Annotated in this window: 26 protein-coding genes and 1 tRNA gene; 17 read left to right on the forward strand and 10 right to left on the reverse strand. The window is 62.3% G+C overall.

Translation table 11 applies throughout. The features are described 5' to 3' along the window. Positions 1 to 108: 108 nt before the first annotated feature. From AC13C2_RS06065 to AC13C2_RS06075, 3 genes are read left to right on the forward strand one after another with little or no spacing between them, the layout of a single operon-like run. Positions 109 to 840 (forward strand): glycosyltransferase, encoded by a 732-nt coding sequence (locus tag AC13C2_RS06065; protein WP_482886236.1) that lies wholly within the window; start codon positions 109 to 111, stop codon positions 838 to 840. 4 nt (positions 841 to 844) lie between these two features. Beyond that, positions 845 to 1,594, forward strand: a complete 750-nt coding sequence (locus AC13C2_RS06070) for a glycosyltransferase family 25 protein (protein WP_339643682.1) — start codon at positions 845 to 847, stop codon at positions 1,592 to 1,594. 55 nt (positions 1,595 to 1,649) lie between these two features. Continuing rightward, positions 1,650 to 2,174: an ester cyclase gene (locus AC13C2_RS06075; RefSeq protein ID WP_339643679.1), complete on the forward strand. Its 525-nt coding sequence runs from the start codon at positions 1,650 to 1,652 to the stop codon at positions 2,172 to 2,174. Between the two features lie 6 nt (positions 2,175 to 2,180). On the opposite strand, the gene AC13C2_RS06080 is transcribed toward AC13C2_RS06075, so the two are convergent. Continuing rightward, positions 2,181 to 2,396 carry a hypothetical protein gene (locus AC13C2_RS06080; RefSeq protein WP_092762063.1) on the reverse strand — a complete coding sequence of 72 codons (216 nt, stop codon included), beginning with the start codon at positions 2,394 to 2,396 and terminating at the stop codon, positions 2,181 to 2,183. 78 nt (positions 2,397 to 2,474) lie between these two features. On the opposite strand from AC13C2_RS06080, the gene AC13C2_RS06085 reads away from it, so the two are divergent. Beyond that, entirely contained in the window at positions 2,475 to 2,762 is a 288-nt protein-coding gene (locus AC13C2_RS06085; protein ID WP_092762061.1) for a DUF2312 domain-containing protein, read from the forward strand. Between the two features lie 20 nt (positions 2,763 to 2,782). Here the strand turns inward: AC13C2_RS06085 and AC13C2_RS06090 are convergent, their stop codons facing one another. After that, entirely contained in the window at positions 2,783 to 3,646 is an 864-nt protein-coding gene (locus AC13C2_RS06090) for a hypothetical protein (protein WP_482886237.1), read from the reverse strand. 84 nt (positions 3,647 to 3,730) lie between these two features. Here AC13C2_RS06090 and AC13C2_RS06095 point away from each other — a divergent pair, with 84 nt between their 5' ends. Further along, entirely contained in the window at positions 3,731 to 5,383 is a 1,653-nt protein-coding gene (locus AC13C2_RS06095) for an ABC transporter permease (protein ID WP_482886238.1), read from the forward strand. 10 nt (positions 5,384 to 5,393) lie between these two features. Next, positions 5,394 to 5,469 (forward strand) — tRNA-Thr (locus AC13C2_RS06100). A gap of 185 nt (positions 5,470 to 5,654) precedes the next feature. Here the strand turns inward: AC13C2_RS06100 and AC13C2_RS06105 are convergent. Further along, on the reverse strand, positions 5,655 to 6,704 hold the full coding sequence (locus AC13C2_RS06105) for an ABC transporter ATP-binding protein (RefSeq protein WP_424338002.1): 1,050 nt from the start codon (positions 6,702 to 6,704) through the stop codon (positions 5,655 to 5,657). 128 nt (positions 6,705 to 6,832) lie between these two features. On the opposite strand from AC13C2_RS06105, the gene AC13C2_RS06110 reads away from it, so the two are divergent. After that, positions 6,833 to 7,795: an ester cyclase gene (locus tag AC13C2_RS06110; RefSeq protein ID WP_482886239.1), complete on the forward strand. Its 963-nt coding sequence runs from the start codon at positions 6,833 to 6,835 to the stop codon at positions 7,793 to 7,795. A gap of 10 nt (positions 7,796 to 7,805) precedes the next feature. On the opposite strand, the gene AC13C2_RS06115 is transcribed toward AC13C2_RS06110, so the two are convergent. Next, the gene (locus AC13C2_RS06115; protein ID WP_482886240.1) at positions 7,806 to 8,804 is read right to left on the reverse strand and encodes a phosphotransferase family protein; all 999 of its coding nucleotides are present in this window, start codon (positions 8,802 to 8,804) and stop codon (positions 7,806 to 7,808) included. Between the two features lie 59 nt (positions 8,805 to 8,863). Here AC13C2_RS06115 and AC13C2_RS06120 point away from each other — a divergent pair, with 59 nt between their 5' ends. From AC13C2_RS06120 to AC13C2_RS06135, 4 genes are all read left to right on the forward strand, one after another. Further along, a complete protein-coding gene (locus AC13C2_RS06120; protein WP_482886241.1) occupies positions 8,864 to 10,087 on the forward strand; it encodes an acyl-CoA dehydrogenase family protein in 1,224 nt (407 codons plus the stop codon). A 471-nt stretch (positions 10,088 to 10,558) separates the two neighbouring features. Beyond that, positions 10,559 to 11,755, forward strand: coding sequence for a PQQ-dependent sugar dehydrogenase (locus tag AC13C2_RS06125; protein WP_482886242.1), 1,197 nt, complete (start codon positions 10,559 to 10,561; stop codon positions 11,753 to 11,755). A gap of 440 nt (positions 11,756 to 12,195) precedes the next feature. Then, positions 12,196 to 12,411 (forward strand): hypervirulence associated TUDOR domain-containing protein, encoded by a 216-nt coding sequence (locus AC13C2_RS06130; RefSeq protein WP_339643634.1) that lies wholly within the window; start codon positions 12,196 to 12,198, stop codon positions 12,409 to 12,411. Positions 12,412 to 12,567: 156 nt separating this feature from the next. Further along, entirely contained in the window at positions 12,568 to 13,485 is a 918-nt protein-coding gene (locus tag AC13C2_RS06135) for a cation diffusion facilitator family transporter (protein ID WP_482886243.1), read from the forward strand. Here the strand turns inward: AC13C2_RS06135 and AC13C2_RS06140 are convergent. After that, a complete protein-coding gene (locus tag AC13C2_RS06140; protein ID WP_482886244.1) occupies positions 13,482 to 15,773 on the reverse strand; it encodes an NADP-dependent malic enzyme in 2,292 nt (763 codons plus the stop codon). The two genes, AC13C2_RS06135 and AC13C2_RS06140, sit on opposite strands and share 4 nt — an antisense overlap. Positions 15,774 to 15,941: 168 nt before the next feature. Next, on the reverse strand, positions 15,942 to 16,478 hold the full coding sequence (locus AC13C2_RS06145; protein ID WP_424338238.1) for a hypothetical protein: 537 nt from the start codon (positions 16,476 to 16,478) through the stop codon (positions 15,942 to 15,944). A gap of 191 nt (positions 16,479 to 16,669) precedes the next feature. On the opposite strand from AC13C2_RS06145, the gene AC13C2_RS06150 reads away from it, so the two are divergent. Beyond that, on the forward strand, positions 16,670 to 17,563 hold the full coding sequence (locus AC13C2_RS06150) for an EamA family transporter (protein ID WP_339643620.1): 894 nt from the start codon (positions 16,670 to 16,672) through the stop codon (positions 17,561 to 17,563). A 9-nt stretch (positions 17,564 to 17,572) separates the two neighbouring features. On the opposite strand, the gene AC13C2_RS06155 is transcribed toward AC13C2_RS06150, so the two are convergent. Then, entirely contained in the window at positions 17,573 to 18,235 is a 663-nt protein-coding gene (locus AC13C2_RS06155) for an NUDIX hydrolase (RefSeq protein WP_474520686.1), read from the reverse strand. Positions 18,236 to 18,240: 5 nt separating this feature from the next. Then, on the reverse strand, positions 18,241 to 18,672 hold the full coding sequence (locus AC13C2_RS06160; protein WP_425431636.1) for a DUF983 domain-containing protein: 432 nt from the start codon (positions 18,670 to 18,672) through the stop codon (positions 18,241 to 18,243). A gap of 190 nt (positions 18,673 to 18,862) precedes the next feature. Between AC13C2_RS06160 and AC13C2_RS06165 the strand changes: the two genes are divergently transcribed. From AC13C2_RS06165 to AC13C2_RS06180, 4 genes are read left to right on the forward strand one after another with little or no spacing between them, the layout of a single operon-like run. Continuing rightward, on the forward strand, positions 18,863 to 19,420 hold the full coding sequence (locus AC13C2_RS06165) for an EF-hand domain-containing protein (RefSeq protein ID WP_482886245.1): 558 nt from the start codon (positions 18,863 to 18,865) through the stop codon (positions 19,418 to 19,420). A 44-nt stretch (positions 19,421 to 19,464) separates the two neighbouring features. Continuing rightward, a complete protein-coding gene (locus AC13C2_RS06170) occupies positions 19,465 to 20,037 on the forward strand; it encodes a sigma-70 family RNA polymerase sigma factor (RefSeq protein ID WP_092764344.1) in 573 nt (190 codons plus the stop codon). Then, positions 20,027 to 20,350 carry a hypothetical protein gene (locus tag AC13C2_RS06175; protein WP_482886246.1) on the forward strand — a complete coding sequence of 108 codons (324 nt, stop codon included), beginning with the start codon at positions 20,027 to 20,029 and terminating at the stop codon, positions 20,348 to 20,350. Before AC13C2_RS06170 ends, AC13C2_RS06175 begins: the two co-directional genes overlap by 11 nt. Continuing rightward, positions 20,347 to 20,796, forward strand: a complete 450-nt coding sequence (locus tag AC13C2_RS06180; RefSeq protein ID WP_092764243.1) for a periplasmic heavy metal sensor — start codon at positions 20,347 to 20,349, stop codon at positions 20,794 to 20,796. Before AC13C2_RS06175 ends, AC13C2_RS06180 begins: the two co-directional genes overlap by 4 nt. Positions 20,797 to 20,816: 20 nt before the next feature. Here AC13C2_RS06180 and AC13C2_RS06185 read toward each other — a convergent pair whose 3' ends face one another. Beyond that, positions 20,817 to 22,226 (reverse strand): diguanylate cyclase, encoded by a 1,410-nt coding sequence (locus tag AC13C2_RS06185; protein ID WP_482886247.1) that lies wholly within the window; start codon positions 22,224 to 22,226, stop codon positions 20,817 to 20,819. Positions 22,227 to 22,332: 106 nt separating this feature from the next. On the opposite strand from AC13C2_RS06185, the gene AC13C2_RS06190 reads away from it, so the two are divergent. Then, positions 22,333 to 22,608, forward strand: a complete 276-nt coding sequence (locus tag AC13C2_RS06190; RefSeq protein WP_092764239.1) for a DUF3572 domain-containing protein — start codon at positions 22,333 to 22,335, stop codon at positions 22,606 to 22,608. A 10-nt stretch (positions 22,609 to 22,618) separates the two neighbouring features. Here AC13C2_RS06190 and AC13C2_RS06195 read toward each other — a convergent pair whose 3' ends face one another. Further along, entirely contained in the window at positions 22,619 to 24,409 is a 1,791-nt protein-coding gene (locus AC13C2_RS06195; protein ID WP_482886248.1) for an extracellular solute-binding protein, read from the reverse strand. Positions 24,410 to 24,875: the final 466 nt, after the last annotated feature.

Consider the following 24,875-nt stretch of genomic DNA (forward strand, 5'->3'; position numbering starts at 1 on the left):
GCCCTGGTTGCGCATGTCCAGGTGGACCGCATGGTGAAGCGTTGGAAACCGAATGCCGTGATGGCATGGATGCCACGCGCGGGTCGGCTTTTGCACAGATGGCCCGGTGTGGTGAAACTCGCCCGAATGGGTGATTTCCCTAAAAGTCTCAAGCATTTCGGAAAATGCGATACGCTTGTCGGCAATGTTCCTGGTATCGGCACACGCTGCCGCGATCTTGGCTGGACCAGACCGATGCTGACGATTTCGAATTTTCCACGCCAGATTGCCCCTGTACCGATTGATCGCGCCAGCCTTGATACCCCGGAAGATGCCTTCGTGGTGGCTGCCAGCGGTCGCTTTGTACATCGCAAGGGCTTTGACGTGCTGATCCGCGCAGTGGCCCAACTGCCCGGAGCTTACCTGTGGTTGCTGGGCGACGGACAAGAACGCGGCGCTTTGGAAGCCCTGACACATGAACTTGGCATTTCCGACCGCGTACGTTTTTCAGGCTGGGTAGCTGAACCCATTCACGCCATCGCAGCAGCCGATGCCTTCGTCATGCCCTCCCGCCACGAACCCCTTGGAAATACACTGCTGGAAGCATGGCAAGCCGGAGTGCCAACCGTCTCCAGCCGATCCGAAGGCCCGGAATGGTTCATGCGCGACGGTATTGATGGAATTATGACCGAGATTGACGATCACAACGCGATAGCCGCAGGTTTGGCCCGTATTCGCGATGATAAGGCCCTCGCTGCATCCTATGTGGCAGCCGCGCGCGAACGGCTGGAGCAATATTTCAGTAAAGATGCCGTGGTCGATGCGTATCTGCGCGTCTTCTCCGGAGATTTCGGCCACTAAGCCGATGCGCGCTCTGGTCATAAACCTTGCACATGAAACGAAGCGTTTGGCTTTTCAAACCGCTCAGGCGGAAAGCCTGCGGCTGGAATTGGAGATCGTGCCAGCTGTATCTGTGTCCCAGTTGCCAGGACTTGCCGGGGAAATGAACTGGGACCGCTGGCAAAGGCCATTGCGTGAGTCAGAAAAAGCCGCGCTCCTGTCGCACCGTTCGGCATGGCATCGGGTGATCGCATTGGGTGTACCCACCCTTGTACTCGAAGATGACGCTTGGCTCATGCCTAATGCGGTGCCGCTGCTTTTGCAGGCGGAACGGCTGCCCGGCTTAGAACACCTTAGTCTTGAAACGCGCGGTCGCATGAAACTGCTGGGCGCCCCGCATCCGCAATTGCCAACCGTGCGGCGACTTTGGCTAGATCGAACCGGCGCGGCCGCCTACCTGCTTTGGCCTGAAGGTGCGCGCAAACTGATTGACCGATCCAGCCAGGTCGCAGCACTTGCCGATGCTGTCCTGGTCGAAACACCGGGTCTTCTCCGCTGGCAGGCAGCCCCTGCGCAAGCCATCCAGATAGATATGGCCGCGCATTACGGCCTTGCCCCGCCGATCCCCATCAACAGCGCGATTTCCAGCGCGGAACGCCCCCAGAACAGCAGCCGACGTCAGCGCTTCACGCGCTTTGCACGTCAGGTTCAAATGGGGGTTGCCCTGTTGCGCCCCGGCACGGAACGCGTTGAGCTGCGCCCGCAAGTCGACTGATTCATCCGTCAAACCCCGAGCCCTCACGCTCGGCATCAATCGAAGGAGTCCAAAAATGACAGGTGCCCGTCCACAACAGGCCCTTTTGTCCCGCGACACGGATTTGTCCAGAACCGAATCCACCCGCGCGGTGATCGAAGGTATGGTGGACGGCTTGAACGACCACAGGATCGCCGACATCGGAGAGTTCTTTTCCGAAGGCTTTGGCTGGCACGGCAATCAGGGCTGCGGAAACAAGACCGGGCTGCGTGAATTTCAGGACAACTGGCAGAAGCCATTTCAGGCGGCCTTTGGCGACAAGGTCTGCATCGATGAGGCGCGTCTCTATATGGGCGAATGGGCCGCCGCTTTCGGGCGACAGGAGGCGACGCATCACGGGCCATTCATGGGCATTGCCGCAACGGGCAAGCGCGTCACGATCCGATACATGGATTTCTGGAAGGTGGTCGACGGCAAGATTGTCGACAATTGGGTAATGGTCGATTTCCCGCATGTTCTGGCGCAATTGGGTCGGGATGTTTTCAACGACGAGGGATGGGAAGCGTTCGACAGGGGCGAGAAGGTGCCGCCTGCGCCCTGACCGGCATCAACCCAATACGATTCCCACAATCAGAACCATCAGTCCCAGGCCTGATAACGCCAGCGCCCCTAGATTCAGTGCGACAAGGCGGCGCAGTTTCGCTTCCATCGCAGTCCCTTCAAGCCCCTGACGCCTGGCGCGGACGGCCACGACGATACAATACAGCAAAGCCAGTACGCCCAGGCCCGCCAGCAGTGCGCCGATCCAGATCATTGCGGCCATGTTCCATCCTCCCGATTGCATCACCTTCGCCCCGGCGGTAGCGAAGGCGCCAGACCCCGACAAGAGGAGCAGGGAAAAATGGCAGATCTACACGTCATCGCAGAAGGGGCCGACAGTGGTCCTGCGGATACCTATCGCGTTACCGCCGACGAGCTGCGTCAGTTCATCGAGCGGATCGAGCGGTTGGAACAGGAAAAAAAGGACATCGCCGAGCAGGTGAAAGAAGTCATGGCCGAAGCCAAGGGGCGTGGCTACGACACCAAGGTGATGCGCAAGGTCATCGCCCTGCGTAAACGCGAAGCCGATGACATCGCCGAGGAAGAGGCGATTCTGGACATGTACAAGGAAGCGTTGGGCATGAACTGACCACGCGGTCGCGCCTGCGATCAGGGGGCGATGAATGTGACGTCGCCCATCGCCTTCAGCCGGGCGATGTCCGCTTCATAAAGGTCCGACAGACCCGCGATCATCCCGTCGGTCCATCCAGGCAGGTCAATGTCGGGCGCGACGGCGGCCTCGTCGGCATATTTTCCCAGGAACGCCGTTACGACCTTGCGCCACGTCGGAAGGCCCTTGGCTGGATTGTCGCGCAGATATCCCTTGAGCCGCGTAAACCCGCCCGGTGTCATGATCTGACGCAAGATTGCATCCTCTCCCGTCATCTCTGCCTCGACACCGGAAATGATGCGCAGGACATCGGGCCAGATCAAAGGCAGATCCTCGTTACACCAGATTGTCAGTGGCACGTCGGGGCAGGCTGCGCGCAGAGCAGCGACGGGTTCGGACCACGTGACCTGCGACAGATCGTGGCCCGCGATGAAGCTCTTGAAATCCTCTATGGATGAGGCCTCGAAGATTGCGGGAATGAACGTGGCGGGGTTCCGGATGCCCAGAAAGAACTCGACCGTATGACCCGGAAACAGATCGCGCAGCATCTGAGCCCGTTTTCCGGCCCCCTCGTAGATCGATGCCCCGGACAACACCTTGGCATAGACGCCCAGAAACCCTTCGTAGCTCAGCACCAGACGATCCGCTGTTACCTTGCCCAGCAGGTCCGCGATCAGCGGATTGCCCATACCCGGCACCAGATTGCCGCCGCTCTGCAACGCTTTGCGGATCGCCGGACGGGCCTTGCCCGCAGGCGGAATGGCGACCGAATGCTTCTGCATGAGTTCCTGATTGTCTGACAGGGTCTTGAGGATCAAATCCTCGTCGGTGCAATGCGCTCCGAGATGAATGGCGATGTCCAACGGCCCAATTCCCTTCAGGTCTTTTAAAGCACGTTATCGTTCGGGCGCTGGACAGGCAAACGGCAATGATCTAGCGCAGTTGTCATGTCCGACGGAAACGCTCAGGCTCGTCTCTTGCGCTGGCCCGACCTCTGGTCTGCCGGGGCCTTGGCAATCGCGGGTCTGGTGCTGGTCCCGATCCTTGCAGTCATCTGGATGGCCATGAACCCGTCCGAAAACATCTGGCCGCACCTGATGGCGACTGTATTGCCTCGCTATCTGGCAAACACGCTTATCTTGATGACCGGGGTCGGAGCCTTCGCTGCCGTAGTCGGAACCGGCACTGCCTGGTTGGTCGCCATGCACGAGTTTCCGGGCCGCCGCTGGCTATCCTGGGCGATGCTGATGCCGCTGGCAATTCCGGCCTACGTAGGGGCTTATGCGCTGGTCAACTTCCTGGACTATGCCGGGCCGGTGCAGGTCGCCTTGCGGTCCACCTTCGGTTGGACGAACGCCGCGGATTATGCTTTTCCTGCAATACGATCCCTGCCCTTCGCAGTCCTCGTCATCGGTCTGTCGCTGTATCCGTATGTCTTTCTGCTGGCCCGCGCAGCCTTCGCCGAACAATCCGGCGCGGGCTATGAAGTCGCGCGCGCTCTGGGCGCTGGCCCATGGCGGCGGTTCGCCTCGGTCGGCCTGCCGCTGGCCCGGCCTGCGATCGCTGCGGGCGTAGCCGTCGTGATGATGGAGAGTGTGAATGATTTCGGTGTCGTCGATTTCTTCGGGGTGCAAACGCTGACGACCGGCATCTTCACCGTCTGGCTTCAGGGCGGCAACGCCGGTGGTGCGGCACAGATCGCCTGCGTTATCCTTCTGGTCATCGCCGGGCTGGTTTTGCTGGAACGAAAATCCCGCGCCCGTCGCCGGTTCTGGCAGGCCGCGCGGTCACAGCGCCCGGTTGAGCGGACGGCGATCACCGGTCCCAAGGCATGGCTGGCGACGCTCGCCTGTGTTCTGCCGCTGAGCTTGGGTTTCGGGTTTCCGGTCATGGTGATGGGCTGGCACGCTGTGTTTCAGGCCAACGGCTGGCTGGCACCAGGTCTGGCCGGTGCCCTGCTCAACACGCTGACGGTTGCAGGGACGGCAGCTATCCTGACAGTCGGCCTGGCACTGTTCATGACCTATGGAGTGCGCATGACGGGTCGCGCCCTGCCACGCCTGTTGCTGCCGGTCACGACAGTCGGCTATGCCGCCCCCGGTGCAGTATTGGGCTTGGGTGTTCTTATTCCGCTGGCGGCATTGGACAATCGTGTGGCCGACGGTATTCTGGCTGTTACGGGATGGGATCCGGGGCTGATCCTGACCGGAACGTCAATCGCCCTGATTTTTGCTTATGTCGTCCGGTTCTTCGCGATCGGACAAGGTGCCGCGGACGCTGCTCTGGGCCGCATCCCCCCGTCTTTGCCACTTGCCGCGCGATCCCTGGGACAGGGACCCGGCGGTGTATTGCGCAGAATTCACCTGCCGCTGATGCGCGGATCGGTGATGATGGCGCTGCTTCTGGTGTTTGTGGACGCGATGAAGGAGCTGCCGGCCACTTTGCTTTTGCGCCCTTTCGGTTTCGATACACTGGCCACCCGCGTCCATGACCAGGCCTCGCTGGAACGCCTTTCGCAAGCTGCTCCGGCGGCACTGGTGATCACAGCAGTCGGTCTTGTTGCTGTCCTCTTGCTTGCCCGCGCTGACGCCGCTAGATGATCGCCTGTGTGCCCCTATAGCTCAGCTGGTAGAGCAACTGATTTGTAATCAGTAGGTCCGCGGTTCGAGTCCGTGTGGGGGCACCATTTTTTGAAATAGACAATGACTCCGTCATACAGCCCGTCCAGAGCCATGGAGTCACGATGCGACTCCTCAGTGGGCCGACTTCTGCAATAACGCTGGTGTGATCCATCTGGTCGCTGCCGCGGCGATCTCCAGAAAGCTGATCTGTTCCCGTCACAAAGCGGATACCTGCCGCCCTTTCGACGTATCAAACCAGACGTTCGCCAGATTTGGCGTGGAACAAGTGACAGATCGAAGCTGGCACATGCGCGCCAAACGGGGCCTTTATCTCGGTTCGGTAGTCTTTCGCGGCCTTCACCGCGATCAATGCCCCTCCCGCGCGGACTGTTACCATCGTAGAATCGCCAAGCAATTCCATAGAATAGACCGGGGCCTGGATGTTCCCTTGCCCATCCCCGGCGACCCGCGCATCCTCGGCACGGAAGCCCAGCGTGACGCTTCCATTGACACCCGCGACACCGGGGATTTCCACACCCCCCGCATGGAAAGTTCCGTCAACCACCTCGCCATCAATCAGGTTCATCGCGGGATTGCCGATGAACCCGGCAACAAATGTATTCGCCGGGCTGTCGTAGATGTCAGTGGGGGTCCCGACCTGCTGCACGATCCCCTGTTTCATCACGACAACGCGGTCAGCCAGCGTCATCGCTTCGATCTGGTCGTGTGTCACGTAGATCGTGGTGACCTGCAATTCATGACTCAGGTTCTTGATCTGCGCACGGGTCGAGACCCGCAGCTTGGCGTCCAGATTGGACAGCGGCTCATCCATCAGGAACACCTTGGGTGTCCGTACGATAGCACGGGCCAAGGCAACCCGCTGCCGTTGACCGCCAGACAGGGCAGCGGGTTTGCGATGCAGGAAATCGTCCAGTTCGACCATGGCCGAAGCGCGCTTCACTCGCTCCTCATGTTCCGCTTCAGGTACCTTTCGGACCTTCAGGGGGAAGCGGATATTCTCCCAGACGTTCATGTTCGGATAAAGCCCGTAGGACTGGAACACCATCGCCACATCACGGTCCTTCGGGTCCAGGTCGTTGACGCGCTTGCCGTCGATCAGAATGTCGCCTGAGGTCGGATCCTCCAACCCCGCGATCATCCGCATCGTTGTCGTCTTGCCGCACCCCGAAGGCCCCAGCAGCACGAGGAACTCGCGATCTGCAATCTCCAGATCAAACTCCTGAACTCCGACAAAATCGCCCCAGCGCTTCGTCACCCGTTTCAGTTGAATTTCAGCCATTCGATGCCCGATCTGCAGCCAGTGCCCTCTTACCCTAGACACCGCCACGCCTCTGCGGCAAGCATTTTGCAAGCGTATGCAAGGAGAGGCCGATGCGACCTGACGATGCTGCTTTCCGGTTGCATGCCATGCAACGACTGAACGATCTGGCTCGGGGCCAGACCGATGTGATCGCGCCCGATGCGACTGCGGACGTCTCGCAGCCGTTCGGTCAGTCAGACGCGGCGGGTTATGCCACGCTGATGTCTGACCTGCGCCACGCCCTGCCCGACCTGGAACGGCGGGACGACATCTTTCTGGCGGGCGCGAACCGCGACGACGCGCGCTGGACCGCCTCACGGCCCGCGCAAATGGTTGCCGCGACCGGTGCCTATGTCGGCACGTTCCGCGCGCCCATCGCCGGGATTCCGCCGACCAATGGTGTCGTCACCCTGACTTATGGCGAAGCGCATCACATCGAGGGTGGACGCATCCGGCAATCCTGGCTGGTATGGGACATCGCGGGCCTGATGATGCAGGCCGGATGCTGGCCGATGGCCGCGCCGCTGGGGCACGCGGGTCTGTGGCCTGGACCGAAGGGGGGGCAAGGTCTGCGGATGCTACCGACGGATGACACCGACAGTCTGGACCGCGTTCTGGCGATGCATGATGCATTGCACCGCTTCGACGGGCGCGACCTGAATTCCATGCCGATGGAAGCTTGGGCCAAGGATTTCATGTATTATGCGGCAGGCAATATTGGCGCCAGTCGGGGGCTGTCTGGGTTTCGAGCGCATCATCAGATCCCCTTTCTGCGCGCCTTTCCCGATCGTGTCGGCGCAGGCCATTTCGTGCGACTGTCCGATGGTCCCTTTGCGGTGACCGGGGGCGACGTGGCGCTGACGCATACCGGCGCGGATTACATGGGCATCGCGGCAACCGGGCGGAAGCTGCGAATGCGGGTGATGGATTTTTACCGCCTCGACGACGACGGCAAGATTGTCGAGAACTGGTTGCCCAACGATACCATTGGGTTGATGAACCAGATGGGCGTCGACGTCATGTCCCGGATGCGACACCTGACCGGAAACCCAGACACCAGCCTGAGGTAAGGCACGCGCCTCAGGTCCAGCTTTCGCCCAGCGCGATCAACTCGGGCACCAGCGCGCCATAGGCCCTGCCCTGTTCCGGGTTCGAGGCATTTCCCGCCGCTGCCCGCGCGCCGACCCCTGCAAGGATTGCAGCCAGCCGATAGGCGGACAGAACAAGCCACGCTGACCAGTCGTCGACCCCCACCATCCCCCGGCGGTCACAATACCGCGCGACGTATTCCGCATCCGAAGGAAGCCCCAACGCCGCACGATCGCATCCACCGAGACCGCGCAACGGGCCGTCGTGTGGCAGATGCCACTGCATGCACTGATAGGCGAGATCGGCTGTCGGGTGCCCCAGCGTCGAAAGCTCCCAATCCAGAAGACCGATGACGCGGGGTTCGGACGGGTGGAAGATCATGTTGTCGAGGCGGAAGTCGCCATGCACGATGGCCGGTTGCGCCGGTTTGACTCGTTGCGATGCCAACCATTGGCCAAGGGCGATCATGCGAGGATCGGGCGTGGCAACGCTGGCTGCGTATTGCCGGGACCAGAGTGCGGTCTGGCGTTCGAAATATCCATCGGCGCGACCGAAGCCCGACAGGCCGACCCCGGCGGGATCAACCCGCGCCAGATCGGCAAGCACGCCGTTCATCGCATCATAGATCGCCCCCCGCTCCGGCACCTCTGGCAAGGTCGGGTCCCAGAAAATACGGCCCTCCAGACACTCCATAATATAAAAATCGCGGCCCATCGGGTTGGCCTCCTGATCCAGCAGGATCATCCGGGGCACTGGCACGGCACTGCCTGAAAGGGCGCGCATAACCCGGAATTCGCGATCGATCATATGTGCCTTGGGTAATAGCTTGCCAGCCGGTTTGGCACGGAGAACAAGAGGTTCCGCATCCGTCAATAGCACCCATGTCGGGTTCGACTGACCTGTGCCGAACCGGCGCGCGCCGGTGATACGGGGATGCCCCGGCAAGCGTTCCGTCAGATAGGATGCAAGGGTCTGAGGCAATCCGTCCATATTCGCAGGGTTGCGCGCCGCAGCGCCGCTGGCAAGAGTGGCGGCGAGGAGAACACACCATGGACCTTGGACTGACACCGCGCGGGCGGGAGCTGCGCGATGCCGTGGCGACGATGGTGCGCGAGGACATCGCACCGCTGGACGCACCGTTTCATGCCGAGACCGGGGGCACCGGCGATCGGTGGCAGCATACACCGCGCCAAACGGAAATTCTTGAATCTCTGAAAGAAAAAGCGCGCGAACAGGGGCTTTGGAACCTGTGGCAAACACATCTGCCGGGTGGGCCGGGGATTACCACGGTCGACTACGCCTGGATCGCCGAGGAGATGGGCCAAAGCTGGCTGGCACCCGAGGTCTTCAACTGCAATGCGCCCGATACCGGCAACATGGAGGTCTTTGCGCGCTACGGCACCGAAGATATGAAAAGCCTTTGGCTGGAACGCCTTATGGCAGGTGAAATTCGGTCTGCCTATCTGATGACCGAGCCGGAAGTGGCATCGTCGGATGCGTCGAACATTGCCCTGCGCTGCGAACGGGACGGCGACGAATGGGTTCTGAATGGCGAGAAGTGGTGGGCGACGGGGGCGGGGGATCCTCGGTGCGCGGTGCATATCGTGATGTGCCGCACTGCGGTAGACGGGCCGCGGCACAGGTCGCATTCGATGGTGGTTGTACCGACGGATAAAAAAGAGATCACCGTCTTGCGCGGGATGCAGGTCTTTGGCGATGACGAGGCGCCCCACGGACATATGCACATCCGGTACGATGATGTTCGGGTGCCGCTGGATGCGATGCTGCTGGGCGAAGGACGTGGCTTCGAGATTGCCCAAGGCAGGCTGGGTCCGGGACGTATCCATCACTGCATGCGGGCTGTGGGAATGGCCGAAAAATGCCTGACACTGATGGTCGAACGTGGCGCGGCACGTCAGGCGTTCGGAAGCGATCTCAATAGCTTGGGCGGCAATTCCGAACGGATCGCCGAAGCCAGGATCGGGATCGAGGCGTCGCGGTTACTCTGCCTCAAGGCGGCTTGGGCGATGGATCAGGGCGACATGAAAGCCGCCGCTCCGTTGATCTCGCAGGTCAAGATCATGGCACCCCGCGTGGCGCTGGAGGTCTGCGATGCGGCGATCCAGATGCATGGCGCGGCGGGGGTCAGCCAGGACACCGATCTGGCGCGCATATATGCCCATCTTCGCACGCTTCGACTGGTCGATGGGCCGGACGCCGTGCATCTCAGGACAGTGGCACGGGCGGAGATGCTAGCGCGCGGCTTGCGGTAACGGATGTATTATTCCCGTATTACCTCCGTATTATACGCGTATCACGGAACGCGGGGGCGGCGACCGGCTGCCTCCGCCCCCGCATTCCCAGGATCATGCATAGAGTATTGCCTCGATTTACGACCCTGAGAAGATGAGGGCGGCGGTTTCTCGGGTGGCCATGTGTGAAGCCTGTAACGGACGCCCCCGACGGATGCGAATTGGTGAGATGCGGGACAAGCGGTCGTTCGTGGCGGCGCTGAGCGTGTGCTTGTTCCGAGAACCGACCTTTCCGGAACTTTAACGGACCTTGGCCTGTTTGCTTCTTATCCATCATGTTTCGGTTGAAACGAGTTTTACACGACGCGGTCCCACAGATCTTGCCGCACAGTTCACAATAAAACGACGTGTATGCAGACGGTAAATGAACTTAGACAGGCCCATCTTACATTCCGTCCGTCCAGCGCATGTACAGGAAAAAGGAGATGTCCCATGATCCGAACCACCACCACTCTTGCCTTTGCGCTGATCTCAACGATGGCGACCGCACAGCAGCATACCGGCCGCGATGAAAACCGTGTCCTGTCGAGCGCGGGACCTATCCAGATCGAGGAACTCGCCACGCTCGAATTCCCATGGGGCATGGAAGCGTTACCCGAGGGCGGGCTACTGATCACCGAAAAGGTCGGCGCACTACGCCGCTGGTCCGAGGCGGACGGCCTGTCCGATCCCATCAGTGGACTGCCGGAAATCGAATATCAGGGCCAAGGCGGCCTGCTGGACGTAGCACTGCACCCGGACTTCGCCGAGAATGGCCTCGTTTATCTATATTACGTGATGGCCGCCGAAGACCAGCCCGAGGAACCGGCGCTCGACAACGACCCGCGGCTGGGGCCCTTCGTCAACACCGAGGATCGCGTGCTCAAAGGCGGTGTTGTCTGGCGCGCACGCCTGGACGGAGACACGCTGGTTGAGGGCAAGGAGCTTTGGCGGCAAGAACCTTTCTCGGTCGGCTTGGGCCAGTTCGGCGGCCGTCTTGTCTTTCGTGACGACGGCACACTCATCATTACCTCCGGCGACCGCCAGCGCTTCGAGCCGGCACAGTCTTACGAAACCAACCTTGGCAAGATCCTGCGCATCAACGATGATGGCTCGATCCCCGAGGACAACCCGTATTGGACAGCCGGATCGCCGCTGGATGCGGTTTGGTCGCTCGGCCACCGCAACCCGCTCGGCGCTGCGATCCGGCCCGAGACAGGGGAGCTCTACACCCATGAGATGGGGCCCCTTTACGGCGACGAGCTCAACGTGCCCGTGCCCAGCGGCAACTATGGTTGGCCCGAAGTGAGCAATGGCGAGAACTACAACCGGCAGCCGATCGCCCACCATGAAACCGCACTTGAGCGGTTCGAACGCCCGCTGTTCTATTGGCGGCCCGCCGTGTCGCCCTCGGGGCTGATGTTCTACAATGGTGACATGTTTGCGGACTGGAAGGGAAACGCATTCCTCGGCGGCCTTAGCGTACAGGCCCTCGTGCGCGTCAGCTTTGACGGGGAGAATGTAAGCGGGTCCGAACAGATCAACCTTTACCGCCGGGTGCGCGACGTTATGCAGGCAGATGATGGCGCGATCCTGATCCTGACGGATTACGAGGACGGCAAACTGCTGCGCCTGACCCCGGCGGAGTGATCGCCCAAAAGATCACAGCCTGAGGGCAGGCCGTAACCGACAAGCGCGGCCGATTTTCGAATGGGCCGCGCTAAAAGACGAAGTTCACGACGGCAGAATGATCCCACGGGCCTGATTTCCAATTTTGGAAAAGGCCTGAGAGCGGGCCCAAGCTCAGCAGACCGCGCAGCGCCGAGGCCGGAAAACTTGCGGAACCGACCATTCGTGGCGTTTGCAACATTGGCTGAAATGGGCGCTTCGGTAGTCTTCCCCGCGTTCTGGACGACCTGCAAGGGCATTGAGGGTTCCGATATTTGAGGTCTCCACGCTCAATGCCTCATGGCCACGTCGCGCCAAGATTTTGATCGAAAGTTCAGGTTAGAAATTTGCAGGACATGGATAGGAACCAGGGCCGCAGGATGCCGGTTTTCATGTAGGCAACGCGCGCAGGGAGGCACGACATGGCCAACTACACTGTCGGCGATACGGTGAAATGGAACTGGGGCAATGGCACTGGGACCGGCACCGTCGAAACGATCTATGAGAAGAAGATCACCCGGACATTGCAGGGGTCGGAGGTCACGCGGAACGGATCGGAGGATGATCCGGCGCTCTATATCGAACAGGACGATGGGCACGGGGTGCTGAAGCTGTCATCGGAAGTCGAGAAGACCTGAAGCGCAGTCGGGTTCGTCCGGAAAGCTCAGACGGGCCCGTCCGGCAACGGTATTGCCCCGCGCACAATCCATCCATATCCGGTGAAGGGTCGCGCGCCGCATTCCGCCGCCCGACCCTCTTGAAACCGATCAACCCCCGATCCCCATAGGTCCACTATGCCAATGGCCAATCACGATCATGATGCACCGGGGCACAGCCATGTGCCCAAAAACGAGTTCAAGATCGCCATTGCGGCGCTTCTGACAGGCAGCTTCATGTTCGCCGAAGTGATCGGCGGCGTCGTGTCCGGCTCGCTCGCCCTGATCGCGGATGCGGGTCACATGCTGACGGATTTCGCATCCCTGGTGCTGGCCTGGGGCGCGATCCGGCTGGGCAGACGGCCTGCGGACTGGAAACTGACCTTCGGGTTCGACCGCTTCTCGATCCTCGCAGCGCTGGTCAATGGACTGACCCTTTTCGCGATCGCGATCTGGATCACGATCGAAGCCATCAAGCGCATTTCTAACCCGCAGGAAATTCTGGGCGGAATGATGCTTTGGGTGGCGCTTGGCGGGCTTGCCGTCAATCTGGTGGCGTTCTGGGTCCTGACCCGCGGTGAGAGCGATAATCTGAACGTCCGCGCCGCCGCCCTGCATGTCGCGGGGGACCTGCTCGGGTCGGTGGCCGCCCTGGTTGCGGCGCTGGTCATCATCTTTACCGGCTGGACCCCGATTGACCCGATCCTATCGGTGGTGGTGGTGCTGATCATTCTGAGATCGGCCTGGGCCGTGGTTCGGGAGAGCGGACATATTCTTCTGGAAGGCGCGCCCGCAGGAATCGACCGGCGCGACGTCACCAAGGTTCTGATGAACGACGTGCCGGGCATCCGGAAGGTGGATCACATCCATGCCTGGTCCGTTACGCAGGAGCGGCCGATGATCACGCTGGAGATCGAGGTCAGTGCGGGCGAGGATGCACAGAAGGTCAAGTCGCAGGTGAAGGACGTCCTGAAATCGCGCTTCAAGATCGACCACTCCACGGTGGAGATCGTCCAGGATACCTGCCCGCGACGAACTGTGGCCGACCGATGCTAACCGTAGTGCGTCACCGGCGTTCCGGCCAGAGCACTGATGTTCAGAAGCCCCCGCGCGGTGATCGAGGGCGTCACGATATGCGCCTTGTTGCCCATGCCCATCAGGATCGGCCCGACCTCCAGCCCCCCGGCGCGGGCCTTGAGGATGTTGCGGGTCGCACCCGCCGCGTCGGTCGAGGCGAAGACGAGGGTGTTGGCCGCACCTTCCATCCGGCAATCGGCCAGGAAACGCGCGCGCAGGTCGGCGTCGAGGGCGGCATCGACGTTCATTTCGCCCTCGTACTGAAAATCGAGCTTCATCGCGTCGAGAATCGCCATCGTGGCCCGCATGGTGGTGCCGCTGGCCGACTCGAGGTTGCCGAACTGTGACCCGGAACAAAGCGCGATGCGCGGCTTCACCCCGAAGCGGCGAACGTGGCGCGCGGCGGCGATCACGGTTTCCGAAATCTGCACAGGCGTCGGATTGGCATGGACATGCGTATCGGCGATGAACAACGGCCCGTCTTCCAGGATCATCAGCGACAATGCACCGATGGGATGCAGCCCCCCCTGCCCCAGAATGTCTGCGATGTAGCGCAGGTGCCAGAGGAACTGGCCGAAGGTGCCGCAGATAAGGGAATCGGCCTCGCCCCGCTGCACCATGACGGCCCCGATGGCGGTGGTATTGGTGCGCATCGTGGCACGGGCGATGTCGGGTGCGACGCCACGCCGTGCCATCAGTGCGTGGTAGGTTTCCCAGTAATCGCGATAGCGTGGATCGGATTCGGGGTTCACGATCTGAAGGTTGCGCCCCGGCTCCAACGTCAGGCCCGCGCGATTGATGCGGGTGGCAATCACGTCCGGGCGCCCGATCAGGATCGGAATGTCGGTGGTTTCCTCCATCATTGCCTGTGCGGCGCGCAATACCCTCTCGTCCTCGCCCTCGGCGAAGACGATCCGGCGCTGGACCTGGGCCGCGGCGGAAAACACCGGACGCATGATAAGGGCGGATTTGAAGACCGAAGCATCGAGGTGGCGTTTGTAGGCCCCAAGGTCCTCGATCGGGCGGGTGGCCACGCCCGAGTCCATTGCCGCCTTGGCGACGGCGCTGGCGACAACGCCCATCAGGCGCGGGTCAAAGGGTTTAGGTATCAGATAGTCGGACCCGAAGGTCAGCTGCTCGCCTTGATAGGCGGCGGCGGCTTCGGCGGAGGTGGTGGCGCGGGCCAATGCCGCAATCCCCTCAACGCAGCCAACTTTCATGTCTTCGTTGATTTCGGTCGCGCCAACGTCCAGCGCGCCCCGGAAGATAAATGGGAAACACAGGACGTTATTGACCTGATTGGGATGATCGCTGCGACCGGTGGCAATGATCGCGTCGGGCGCGGTCGACTTGGCGAGGTCATAGGCGATTTCCGGGTTCGGATTGGCCAGCGCGAAGATAATGGGTTTCGCGGCCATCCGGGCGACCATCTCGGGTTTGAGGATGCCCGGACCGGACAGACCGAGGAACAGGTCCGCACCTTCGATCACATCGCCCAACTGGCGCGGGCCGCCGGGCTGCGCATAGGCGGCTTTCTGTTCGGTCATGTCGTCGGCACGGCCTTCGTGGACCAACCCGTGCAGATCGCATAGAAACACGTTCTCGCGCCGGACGCCCAGCGTCAGCAACATGTTGAGACAGGCAATGCCCGCAGCGCCCCCGCCCGTGCTGACGACCTTGATATCCGCCCATTTCCGGTTGGTCAGTTTGAGCGCGTTGAGCGCCGCCGCGCCGACGACGATCGCGGTGCCGTGCTGGTCGTCGTGGAAAACCGGGATGTTCATCCGCTCGCGGCACAGCCTTTCGACGATGAAGCAATCCGGAGCCTTGATGTCTTCGAGGTTGATGGCGCCGAAGGTCGGTTCCAGCGCGCAGACGATATCGGCGAGCTTTTCGGGGTCGGCTTCGTCAAGTTCGATATCAAAGCAGTCGATGCCCGCGAATTTCTTGAACAGGACGGCCTTGCCCTCCATCACCGGCTTGGAGGCCAGCGCGCCGATGTTGCCAAGGCCCAGAACGGCTGTGCCGTTGGTAACGACTGCCACCAGATTGCCGCGCGCGGTATAATCACGTGCGCTGTCGGGGTTCTGGTGTATGGCAGTGGAGGCGTCGGCAACACCGGGGCTGTAGGCGAGGGCCAGATCGCGCCCATTGGCCAGCGGCTTGGTCGCGCGAATTTCGAGTTTGCCGGGTTTGGGAAACTGATGATAGTCGAGCGCGGCCTGCCGCTGGGCCGCCTGGGCGTCGTCGTGGTTCTTGTCGCTCATCATAGTCTCCCTGCCGCGCATCCGAGATCGTTTAACATTAAACAATCTCGACCGACCAGAGCAGGCATCGGCCTGTCACAAGTCGGTTCGGTCCTTTGGTCCATGAACCGGGAAGATTTGACAACAGGGGAAATTGCGGACGGACAGAAGGTTGCGGCCTGACCGAAGTCAGATGTCGTCGTAGTTCGTCCGCAAGGCTGGCGGAACCAACTGATCAAGCTGCGTCGTCAGGCGGCGGCTTTCGGCAATGCACAGCAAAATCTGATTGCGGGTCAGGGCCGGGCCCTGGATTTCGCGGAAATCACTGGCGCGGGTCACGTAAAGACCGACGGAGGCGATCACGTCGGCATCCGAAAGGGTCAGCGCATCGCGCAGATACCAGGCCGTGACCTCGGCCTCGGACAGATCCAGAAGGCGGGCGTGGTCGTCCGCCCAGCCGTCCGGGCAGATCGCATCGTCGAACCCGGCTTCGGCCACGGCTTGACGCAATGCGGTCTCGGTCTCGAACACGGGGGGCAACGTGGCCTGCGCGACGGTCACCCCAAGGGCCAGTGCCATGCCACCCAGGCCGATGACCATACAGGCCGTTTCCAGCCCGGATGCCCCAGCCTGCCTGCCCCCGTCCGCTGCGTCCGAGCCGCTGAGACGAGCGGCGGCGGCGCTAAGACGGGAAAGGAACGAAACCGGCAGGGCAGGCAGAGGCATTACGGCAGAACTCCGGTAAGATTAAGACTTTGTTACAGCGGATTTAAGGCCAGACTGTGACGAATACGACAGAGTTCGTCCATTCTAGCGCGACAATTCAGGCCATCGCGCTGTTCTGTCCCCTTACCATAGGGAATGTTATGCAGATTTTGGGTCTGGCGAAGCGGCTGATGCCCGTGTCAGATGCCACAATGTCGCTTTGGATTGTTGCCACTTTGTTCGCCGCCTCGGTCCAGGCTTTGCGATTCCTGCTGCAAAAACGGCTGGCAATGTCCGGGCTGACGCCTGCCGCGGCGACCTTTGCGCGTTTCGTCCATGCACCCTTCGTGATCGCCGCCGGCTTGGCAATCTGGCTGGGCGTATCCGGACAAACACTGCCTGCGATCGGCACAGGCTTCTGGCCCTACGCGGTTGCGGGCGCGATCTCGCAGATTCTGGCGACGATATGCGTCGTGGCCCTGTTCGCCCGGCGCAACTTTGCCGTGGGAATCGCCTTTTCCAAAATCACCGTCCTGTTTACCGTCGCCGCCGGATTCATCGTGCTGGGCGAGACGGTAACATGGGCCGATCTTCTGGCCATGGGCGTCGGCCTGATCGGTGTCCTGATCCTGTCTGTTCCGGTGACGGGCGGGTGGCAGGTATTCAACCGTGCCTCGGCGCTCGGCCTTGCGTCAGGCGTGTTCTTCTCGATCTCCGCCGTGGGATACCGGGGCGCATCGCTGTTGATCGAAAGCGACGCGCCGGTCCTTCGCGCGGCGGTCACTCTGGGATTGGCGACGCTGGTGCAGGCTGTCTTGCTGGGTGCCTGGCTGGCCGCGCGCGACAGGGCCGGACTGATCGCAGTCGTGAGGCGGTGGCGGGCGACGGCGCTGATCGGGGCCACATCGATGGCCGGATCGCTGGGCTGGTTCACGGCCTATACCTTACAAACAGCGGCCTATGTGAACGCGGTCGGACAGGTCGAACTGATCCTGTCGATGGTCATTTCATGGACCGTGCTGGGCGAGCGGTTCAGCCGTCGCGAGTTGCTGGCCATCGTCTTGGTCGGCGTCAGCGTGATCGGGTTGGTCCTTTTGCAAGCCTGACGGGCGCAACTAGAGACGGTGAAACACTGACGTCGCGCCTGAATTGTCGAAAAACGGCGTCCCCGTCGCACCGGTCCCGGCGGCGATGGCCGAGATTTCGGCCAGCACGACTTCGGTGATGAACGGCATGTCGAGGGTTCGCGCCTCGGACAGGGGAACCCAGTGCAGATGGCCCAACTCGTCTTCGGCCTGGCTGAAATCGTCCGGATCGGTCAGCAGGGCATCGGCAGGGACCAGAAAGAACCGGGCGTCGAACCGGCGGGGACGGCCCGGCGGCGTGATCGCCCGGAAGACGAAACGCAAGGCGGATGCATCCGGCGACAGGTTGCGAAAGCCGGGCCAATCGCATCCGTCGCCGGGGCACGCGATGATCTGGCCCGTTTCCTCGGCCAGTTCGCGCAGGGCGGCGACCGCCAGCATGTTCGGCGGTGTGATGGATTTCACGGACAGGGCCGCGTGGGTCGCACGGTCCAGCGGACGCGCCAGCGGGACCCGGGCGTCGGCGGCATCGACCGCGCCACCGGGAAAGACGTATTTGTTCGGCATGAACGCCGCCCCTGCTCCGCGTTGGCCCATCAGTACAGATGGCCCTGCCGCGCCTTGGCGCAACAGAACGATCGTCGCGGCATCGCGCACGGGCATGTCGCGCAGGGACATTTCGGGCGGGGGCATGCCGGTCAGGTCCTGACGTCCGAACGCGCGTCGCCGTGGCCAAAGCCGTGCATCCGGGCGGCCCACTGAACGGCGACGATGACGCCCTTGAGCCGTGGCAGGAACCAAAGCGACAGCGCCACGGATGCGACCATGAAGATTGCCATGAAGGTATAGGGGTCCGGTTCGAAGGCAATGAAGAACCACAGCATGCCGGGGCCGATGATATGGGCCACGATCAGCAGCGTCAGATAGGGCGGACCGTCGTCGGCACGGTGGTGATACAAGGCTTCGTCGCAGACCGGACAGTTATCGCGGACCTTGAGATAGCCGCGCAACATGGGCCCGGACCCACAGTTCGGGCATCGCCGTCGCCAGCCCCGCAGCATTGCCTTCGGCATTTCGCGCGGGGGCTCGAGGGTCGGGTTCGGCATGCTGGAAGGCAGTGTGTCGGTCATGAAAGATCCTTTGGTCATCCACCTAATCACGCGGGCTTCGCGGGGGAAGGCCGCAGATGCCGTTGCGGCGCCATGTCGCTTTTTTCGGAACCGGCGCGACGGAATACCTGCGCGGCGGCGTGGAATGGAGGAACGCGGCGCCAATGAGGGCGATGCGTCATACCATAAAATCGAGCAGTTGGAGACTGACATGAAGAAGATCGCAATCCTTGGCCTGGCCATCGCCGCCGGCCTGTCGCTGAACTCGGTGGCCAATGCCCAGGGCACCCCCCCGGCTAAACCCGCCTTTTCCGAGGTCGACGCGAATGGTGACGGGTCCGTCACGCGCGAAGAGATGGCCGCCTTCCGCGAAAACCGCAGCACGGCACGGTTCACGTCCGCCGACACCGATGGCGACGGTCTTTTGTCTGCGACCGAACTGAGCGCCATGGCCGAAGCGCGTACCGAAAACCGCACCGCGCGTATGATCGAACGTCTGGACAGCGATGCAGACGGCATGCTCAGCATGGACGAGATGGAAGCCGGTATGGACAAGCGGGGCGGACGTGACGGCGCAAAGCGTAGCGGGCGTCACGGCGGCGAGCGCCACGGGTCGCGGGGCGGCGAGCGCCATGAACGTGGCGACCGGGGTGACAGCGATGGTCGCGGCGCGCGGTTCTTCGGACGGGCCGATGTCGATGACAACGGCAGCCTGAGCGCCGAGGAGTGGGACGCCATGGGCCCCCGCAAGGAACGTGACGAAAACTGAGACCCATGCGGGCGGCTCTGTCGCCCGCATATGCCGGGGGGGCCATGGAAGATGCACGCGAGATCGAGGCCGGGTTGCTGGCCCGCGCGGGTCAGGGCGACGGGGCGGCTGCGGCGGCCCTGCTCGACCGGCTGGGCCCGCGTCTGATGGCGTTCTCGCTGCGTATGACGGCAGGCGACCGCGCGCTGGCCGAGGATATCGTGCAGGAAGCGTTCCTGCGACTCTGGAAGCGCGCGGCCAGCTGGGATGCCGCCGGTGCCGCGCAGATGTCGACCTGGCTGGGCCGGGTGGCCGCGAACCTGGCGGTGGACGCCAAACGCCGGTCGGCACGGACCGCACCGCTCGACGATGCCGGGGAACCGGCGGACGACGCCATGCCGGTCCTGGCGGGGATGATCCGGGCCGAAGGCCTGTCTGCACTGGATGCGGCGCTGGCCTCCCTGCCCGACCGACAGCGGCAGGCGGTCGTGTTGCGGCACGTCGAAGGGTATTCGAACCCGGATATTGCCGCCATGCTGGGATGTGGGGTCGAAGCGGTGGAAAGCCTGACAGCACGTGGCAAGCGGCGGCTGGCGGACCTGTTGCGGGAGACGGAAGGGGATGACCATGGCCGATAAAGATCTGGACCTTATGCTGCGCGCCGCGCGGGACGACACGACGCCGCTGGGCGACGGGTTGAGGGCGCGTATCCTGGCGGATGCAGTTCCCGCCGCTGTTGCGCAGGCGGCCTCGGGTGCTGACCGGGTACGGGCTTGGATTGGCGGACTGGTCGGCGTGCCCGCAGCGGCGGTGCTGGGGTTGTGGCTGGGTATGGCACAGCCGACGGTCGTTCTGGAATTCGTTCCGGCGGATGTTGGCGTGGACACGGCGGACGCCGCGCTGATGGACGAGATTTTCGGGACCGTCTGGTCCGAGGAGGACGTAGGATGACCGCAAGGTGGATCAAATGGGCGCTGATCGCATCGCTGGCGGTGAACGTGGCCGTGGCGACCGCCGTGATCGGCGCGATGCTGACCGGCGAGCCGATCATGCACGACGACCGGCGTGGCTTCGGTGGCCCGCCTGAAATCGCGGCGCTGTCACGCGGGCTGGACCGCGACGCACGCCGTGCGCTGTTCATGGCGTTGCGCGCCGACGGCGGTCTGGGCGATGGGCGCGCGCGCATGCGAACGGCGCAAGCTGTCGTTGTCGACGCCCTGCGCGCCGAGCCATTCGACCGGGCAGCCTTCGAGACGGCGATGCGGATGCAGCGTGACCTGCAGGGCGAAATCGCCGGGCGCGGCATCACCATGCTGGGAAAGGTCATCGCTGATCTGTCAGTCGAGGATCGCGTGGCGCTGGCTGAACATCTCTCGCGACCGCGGACCCGCAAATAATCCGGCAACAGGCGCTGTCGTCAGTCCGGCGTCGCCAGTTGCACGCGATTGCGTCCGCCGTCCTTGGCGGAATAAAGGGCGCGGTCGGCGCGGTACAGAACCTCCGACCCTGCATCATCGCGATTTTCCAGCATTGCCACGCCCAGCGACAGGGTCACCGAAAGCGGCGCGCCGCCGGGCAGAGGCACCTGCATCGTCTCGACGGCCGAGCGCAGCCGTTCGGCAACGATGCGCACCTGCGCCAGATCGGCGTCGGGCAGGATAGCGAGAAATTCTTCCCCGCCGATGCGGGCGACCAGATCCTCGGACCGCAGACTGTCGCGCAGAACCTGTGCCACGCGGGCCAGAACGCTATCGCCAACGGGGTGTCCGTGGGTGTCGTTGACCTGTTTGAAGTGATCTATGTCCATCGCGATGACGCCTGCGCGGATGCCCTGTGCCCGGCAGCGTGTCGCGACCAGATCGAGGTGATGCAAGCCATAACGGCGATTGTGCAACCCGGTCAGCGGATCGAACATCGCCATCTTGAACCCGGTATCCAGCGTGTCGCGCATCTTGTCGGCACGACGCTTGCGGGCCAGTTGCGTGCGTATCCGCATCGCGATCTCGTCCACCGGGAACGGATGATAGCTGACGTCGGCGGCCCCCAGGTCCAGTGCGGTCGCGGCGCGTTCGCTGTCGCCCTGCGGTAAAAGCACGATGAAGGCGGCATGCCGTGTGGCATTGCGCGAGCGCAACTCGGACATCAGGCGCAGGCCTTCGTTGCGGGCGGCCAGGTCGGCCTCGATCAGGAACAGGTCCGGCACGTGATCTTCGCTGAGCGCCAACGCCACGTCGCGGCCCATGATCGACACCGCCTCGCGGAACAGGGGGCGCAGACGGTCGCGCTGCACCGGCAGCCATTTGGCTTCGGGTGCACCGATCAGGGCGATACGTCCGTCGACGGGCACGGGGCGCGGCTGGAACCCCGTCTGCCCCCCGGCTTCGGACAGGCCGGGGATCGACGTGCGGGCCATTTCCAGCATGTCGCCGCCGCGCGCGTGATAATCCCGCTCCTCCTCCCGCGAGCGCAGGAGCGAACGGACGCGGGCCAGCAGCGCCACTTCGTCAACCGGCTTGGAGAGAAAATCGTCGGCCCCGGCGGACAGGCCCTGCATCCTGGCCTCGACGTCGTCCGAGGCGGTCACGAGAATCACCGGGATCGTGGCGGTCAGAGGATCGGCCCGCAAAAGGCGACAGGCTTCGGCCCCGGTCATGCGCGGCATCATCATGTCCATGATGATGATGTCGATACCACCGGCGCGTGCGATTTCCAGAGCTTCGGCGCCGCTGACCGCCGGAACGACATCGTACCGCGCGGCCGATAGCTTGACCTTCATCACGATTCTATTCGTGGCAACGTCATCGACAACGAGGATGCGACCGGGCATGGCAGGGTTCTCGCAAGTGTTCATAAAATCGTCAAAGTCGATATGCAGGCCTTAAGGTTAACAAAAGGTTTCCAGCGGAGCGCTTTTCGTAGAGAGCGGGGGAAATATGCGACAGGATGACGCCGAAGTGATCGCCCTCGGGGCATTGGCATGGCTGGCCCAGGCCGAGTTGCTGGACACGTTCCAGAGCGCGACCGGGGCCGACCGCGAAACGATCCGTGGGGCTGCCGCCGATCCGGATTTTCTGGGTGCGGTGCTGGATTTCGTATTGCTGAACGACGATTGGGTGCAGGGCGTCTGCACGGCGCAATCCCTGCCCTTCGACCGTCTGTTGCAGGCCCGCACGGCACTGCCGGGTGGGCAACTGCCACATTGGACCTGACGGCGGGACGTTAATTTTCGAACCACCAGATATCGGGCTGAAATCCGATCCAGTCGCCATAGATCGGCAGCCGGTCCGCCGGATAGGTCAGCGCCTTGTCATGCGCGATCCAGCTGACGGGATTATGCCAGATCGGCACGACGTACCGCCCCGCCGTCAGCACCCGGTCCAGCGCGCGAATGGCGGCGACATACCCTTCCTGGGAGTCTGCGTTCAGCATGGCATCTATCATTTCCGATATCGCCGGATCGTCTGCACCCATCACATTGCGCGAGCCGGGCGCGGTCACGCCATCGGGACCCCAATAGGCCAGTTGCTCGTTGCCGGGCGATAACGACAGTCCCCACTGATACCAGACCATGTCGAAGTCGTAATTCGTGACCCGGTCGGTGAACTGGGCGCTGTCGATGGCCACGGCACGGGCGTCTATGCCCAGACCCTTGAGCGATTCGATGTAGATATCGGCAATGGACTGCACTTCGGATGACCCGGTCTGGACCAGGATATCGAAAGTCACCGGCCCGTTCGGCCCCGTCAGCACACCGTTTTCGACGGTATATCCGGCATCCTCCAGCAAGCGGCTGGCGGCGCGCAGACCCTTGCGGTTGGAGGCGCGCCCATCGGTTTCGGGCAGGTTGTATCCCTCGATGGTGCCAGGCAGCAGATTGTCCGCGAAAGGCTCCAGCAGGTCGGCAACTGCGCCCTGCGCCGGACCCGGCTCCATGCCAAGCGGCGAGTTCGAGTAATACGACGTGATCCGGGGCTGCGTGCCGCCGTTGATGACGTTGTTGATATAGTCGAAGTTGAAGACCTCGATCATCGCCTGCCGCACCCGCCAGTCATCGAACAGATCGCGCCGAGTATTCATCGCGAACCCGGTCATACCGGACGGGCGTTGATGAGGAATTTCCGACAGCACGATGTCGCCCGACCGGACCGCCGGAAAATCGTAGTCGCGTGCCCATTTGGCGGCATTGGTTTCGCGCATCGTCGACAGTTCGCCCGCCTTGAATGCCTCGAAATGCGCCGTCGCATCGCCGAAGAATTCCATCCGGATCGTGTCGATGACATTCGTGCCGCGACGGAACGGCAGGTCGGCCCCCCAGTAATCCTCATTGCGCGAAAGCTCAACGAAGCGGCCCGGATCGAAATCGGTGATGACATAGGGGGCAGTCGTGATGGGAATGTTGTTCAGACCCGAACGGAAGAAGGCGCTTTCGTCGTCGGCGTATTGCGCGGATTTCATGATCGGGCGCAATCCCAGAGTCATCAGCAGTTCCCGGTCGGGCGCACCGATGGTGAAACGGATGCCGCGATCACCGACCTTTTCGACGCTTTCAACCTTGGAGAAGGCGCTGCGATAACGTCCGTTCGCCCCCGCCTGCCCCAGGATGTTCCACGACCAGATCACGTCGTCCTGCGTGACCGGGGTGCCGTCGGAAAATTCCGCCGCCGGGTTCAGAGTTAATGTGATCTGGGTCTGCTCGTCGTTGACCTCGACCCGTTCGGCCAGAAGCCCATACAGGGTGAATGGCTCGTCATAGGCACGGCCCATAAGGCTTTCGTAGGCCAGAAAGCGCAATTGCCACGGCGTGTTGCCCTGCAGGATGTGAGGGTTGAGGCTGTCGAAGCTGCCGACCTGGCCGTCCACGAAGGTTCCACCAGTGGGCGCGTCCAGGTTCGCCTGCGGCAAATTCGTGTAATCGGAGGGCAGCGCAGGTTCGCCGTAAAGCGCAATTCCATGCCCGTCCGCGACCACCGGAAAGGCGATTCCCAGCCCTGCCATGGTTGCGAGTATCACGCCCCCGCAGAACCGGATTCGCGAGAAACACTTGTTCATCATTGTCTTGCCCAACAGTAACGTATTGTTCACTTTGAAGTTTATCTGAAACATTCAGTGAGCGCTCGTTAAACTTTAGCTTGGACTCCGTAACATGAAGGTCTATAACACACTTACTGCTCGATAGGTTTCTTGCCTGTATGAAACCTGCCTCAATGACTTAGCGCCCGCCTTGTGCGGGCGTTTTTTTTGGCTTTACCGATAGTTACGGGCTCGCTGCCGCGCCACTGGACTGTCATCATCGCAGAGCAGTCATGCAGATACACAAGGCGCCATTCGCAGATATTGCACCCATGGTCCATCCCGTAATCGTACAGCACACGGCACAATACGAGTGTCACTTCATAAAAAAATCGTTACCTTCACCGGCAGGAAAGTGGGTTCGGACTTGCCGCTGCGCGCCATTTCACTACTTGCGATGAACTGA

This window comes from Jannaschia sp. L-14R (genome assembly GCF_056857695.1).

Excerpts from the sequence above, each read along its gene's own strand:
- AC13C2_RS06155 (WP_474520686.1), bottom strand. The coding sequence starts at position 18,235 with ATGCCCCCGCCCGAAATGTCCCTGCGCGACATGCCCGTGCGCGATGCC.
- AC13C2_RS06120 (WP_482886241.1), top strand. The coding sequence starts at position 8,864 with ATGGACCTTGGACTGACACCGCGCGGGCGGGAGCTGCGCGATGCCGTG.
- AC13C2_RS06085 (WP_092762061.1), top strand. The coding sequence starts at position 2,475 with ATGGCAGATCTACACGTCATCGCAGAAGGGGCCGACAGTGGTCCTGCG.
- AC13C2_RS06160 (WP_425431636.1), bottom strand. The coding sequence starts at position 18,672 with ATGACCGACACACTGCCTTCCAGCATGCCGAACCCGACCCTCGAGCCC.
- AC13C2_RS06170 (WP_092764344.1), top strand. The coding sequence starts at position 19,465 with ATGGAAGATGCACGCGAGATCGAGGCCGGGTTGCTGGCCCGCGCGGGT.
- AC13C2_RS06180 (WP_092764243.1), top strand. The coding sequence starts at position 20,347 with ATGACCGCAAGGTGGATCAAATGGGCGCTGATCGCATCGCTGGCGGTG.
- AC13C2_RS06075 (WP_339643679.1), top strand. The coding sequence starts at position 1,650 with ATGACAGGTGCCCGTCCACAACAGGCCCTTTTGTCCCGCGACACGGAT.
- AC13C2_RS06130 (WP_339643634.1), top strand. The coding sequence starts at position 12,196 with ATGGCCAACTACACTGTCGGCGATACGGTGAAATGGAACTGGGGCAAT.
- AC13C2_RS06185 (WP_482886247.1), bottom strand. The coding sequence starts at position 22,226 with ATGCCCGGTCGCATCCTCGTTGTCGATGACGTTGCCACGAATAGAATC.
- AC13C2_RS06070 (WP_339643682.1), top strand. The coding sequence starts at position 845 with ATGCGCGCTCTGGTCATAAACCTTGCACATGAAACGAAGCGTTTGGCT.
- AC13C2_RS06175 (WP_482886246.1), top strand. The coding sequence starts at position 20,027 with ATGGCCGATAAAGATCTGGACCTTATGCTGCGCGCCGCGCGGGACGAC.
- AC13C2_RS06110 (WP_482886239.1), top strand. The coding sequence starts at position 6,833 with ATGCAACGACTGAACGATCTGGCTCGGGGCCAGACCGATGTGATCGCG.
- AC13C2_RS06145 (WP_424338238.1), bottom strand. The coding sequence starts at position 16,478 with ATGCCTCTGCCTGCCCTGCCGGTTTCGTTCCTTTCCCGTCTTAGCGCC.
- AC13C2_RS06080 (WP_092762063.1), bottom strand. The coding sequence starts at position 2,396 with ATGGCCGCAATGATCTGGATCGGCGCACTGCTGGCGGGCCTGGGCGTA.
- AC13C2_RS06165 (WP_482886245.1), top strand. The coding sequence starts at position 18,863 with ATGAAGAAGATCGCAATCCTTGGCCTGGCCATCGCCGCCGGCCTGTCG.
- AC13C2_RS06115 (WP_482886240.1), bottom strand. The coding sequence starts at position 8,804 with ATGGACGGATTGCCTCAGACCCTTGCATCCTATCTGACGGAACGCTTG.
- AC13C2_RS06135 (WP_482886243.1), top strand. The coding sequence starts at position 12,568 with ATGCCAATGGCCAATCACGATCATGATGCACCGGGGCACAGCCATGTG.
- AC13C2_RS06190 (WP_092764239.1), top strand. The coding sequence starts at position 22,333 with ATGCGACAGGATGACGCCGAAGTGATCGCCCTCGGGGCATTGGCATGG.
- AC13C2_RS06125 (WP_482886242.1), top strand. The coding sequence starts at position 10,559 with ATGATCCGAACCACCACCACTCTTGCCTTTGCGCTGATCTCAACGATG.
- AC13C2_RS06150 (WP_339643620.1), top strand. The coding sequence starts at position 16,670 with ATGTCGCTTTGGATTGTTGCCACTTTGTTCGCCGCCTCGGTCCAGGCT.
- AC13C2_RS06105 (WP_424338002.1), bottom strand. The coding sequence starts at position 6,704 with ATGGCTGAAATTCAACTGAAACGGGTGACGAAGCGCTGGGGCGATTTT.
- AC13C2_RS06095 (WP_482886238.1), top strand. The coding sequence starts at position 3,731 with ATGTCCGACGGAAACGCTCAGGCTCGTCTCTTGCGCTGGCCCGACCTC.
- AC13C2_RS06140 (WP_482886244.1), bottom strand. The coding sequence starts at position 15,773 with ATGAGCGACAAGAACCACGACGACGCCCAGGCGGCCCAGCGGCAGGCC.